Annotated in this window: 1 protein-coding gene; it reads left to right on the top strand. The window is 59.3% G+C overall.

Translation table 11 applies throughout. The features are described from left to right. Nucleotides 1–1,719 (top strand): VENN motif pre-toxin domain-containing protein (locus ACXJKH_RS19965; RefSeq protein WP_457321966.1); only part of this gene is annotated, 1,719 nt, incomplete at both ends.

Here is a 1,719-nt window from a genome sequence, read left to right as displayed (position 1 = left end):
TCCCAATGTCGAGAAGCTGCTGGCGGATCAGCAGGCTATGGCCGCGGCGATGGGTACGGTGACGGCTACCAGCAAGCAGATCGCAAACGATATCGGCGGGCAGGCGATGCGCAACCTGGAGAACGACTATGTTTCCAAGTTGAGCGACGAGGAGAAGGCGCGGTTCAAGGCGCAGAGCGCACAGGATAAAGCGTGGGAGCTGAAGACTCAGCGCGGTAGCGACTTCAACGCCGCCGAGGACCAGATGAAGAGCTGGGGCATCGGCAGCGCCAACGGCCGCGCGCTGGAAGCGGTGACCGCGCTTTTGGTGGGGGGGATGTCCGGCCAAGGCGGGGGGCAGTTGGCTGCGAATGCGTTGGCGCCGTATGCGGCCCAGCTGATCGGAAGCAAGTTCGACACCGACCATGGCAGCGATCCAAATGTCGCAGCGCAAGCGCTCTCCCACGCACTACTCGGTGCCGTTCTTGCTGAGCTCAACGGAGGCTCCACGGGGGGCGGGGCGTTGTCCGCCGCCGGAGGTGAGCTTGCCGCCGGCTTCCTGAAAAATGCATTCCCCAACGCCGATAGGGAAACCATTTCGGCGCTTTCGCAAGCAGTCGGGGCATTGGCCGCTGGCATGGCGGGGGGAAGCCTCTCTAGTGCCGCCCTTGGCGCAGGTATCGCAAAGAACTCAGTCGAGAACAACCGGCTGCTGACAGCGACAGAGCTCGTTCGCATCAAGGAGCTAAGCGACGGAGGCGGGCTAAGGGAAGCAGAGCTTACAGCCGCGGCTTGCGCTTTGGTCAAGTGCTCATCTGGCTTTGCGGAGGGCAGTGCCGAGCGAGCTCACTGGGCCGCCATTGAAGCGCTGGGCGGCACCCCGGAAGCTCAAGAGGACCGGGAGTGGATGAAGGCACAGGTTCAGCACAGCTATCTGTATACCGCCGGCAACGGAATGGCGGCAGAAGACCAACTATTTGGCTACGACGCTACTGACCACTTTTTCGACTGGAATTCCCGAAATCAGATCGGCACACGGACGCTCGGCGGCCTTCAGGCTCTTGGAGGCGGACTCCAGGCAGCAGGGGGGCTATTGCTGATTCCAACCTGCGAGACGGTGATCGGTTGCATTGCGTCGGGATACTTGACCGTCAGTGGCTATGACAACGCAGTTGCAGGGTCGCGCACGGTCGTCTACGGCACGTCTACTAACACTTGGGGTGGGCAGATATTCCAAGCGGCTGGGCTTTCACCAGAAGCGGCAGAGCTGTTGTATGCGATGACACAGCTTGGTGCAGTCTCGCGTGCTTCAACGATGAAGCCGGGCGTGTTTTCTGCTAGTTCCACTGCCCCAGATCCTCAGCTTTCATATACCCAAGCTCCGTTCACGACGCGCGGGCTTGATGTAACAGCGGATATCATGAAGACGCCTGAGGCTCAGGCGCTTGTGAATGAATACATGAAATCCGGGGCCACTCCTGCTCTTGCGAAAGAATACGCCCAGCTCGGATTGGCTTCGGGGAATTCACTGCCTAAGGTGATAAACGTCGGTTCTGGATTTGAACTGATTAAGCTTGTGCCGAAGAATGCACACTCTACGGCCGGTAGTGACGCAATTAGCGCATACAGCCCCTTCTTTGTTACGAGAGAGGAGTATGTGAAGATATCGAGAATGACATCTGTTGAAGCGGCAAAGTACCTTGGGCTCCCCGCGGAACAGGGTATTCGTGGCGCTCACCT

It is taken from the genome of Stenotrophomonas sp. P5_B8, from assembly GCF_054049855.1.
Note: the sequence above shows the minus strand (reverse complement) of the source record. Positions and strands in the feature narration are given on the sequence as shown.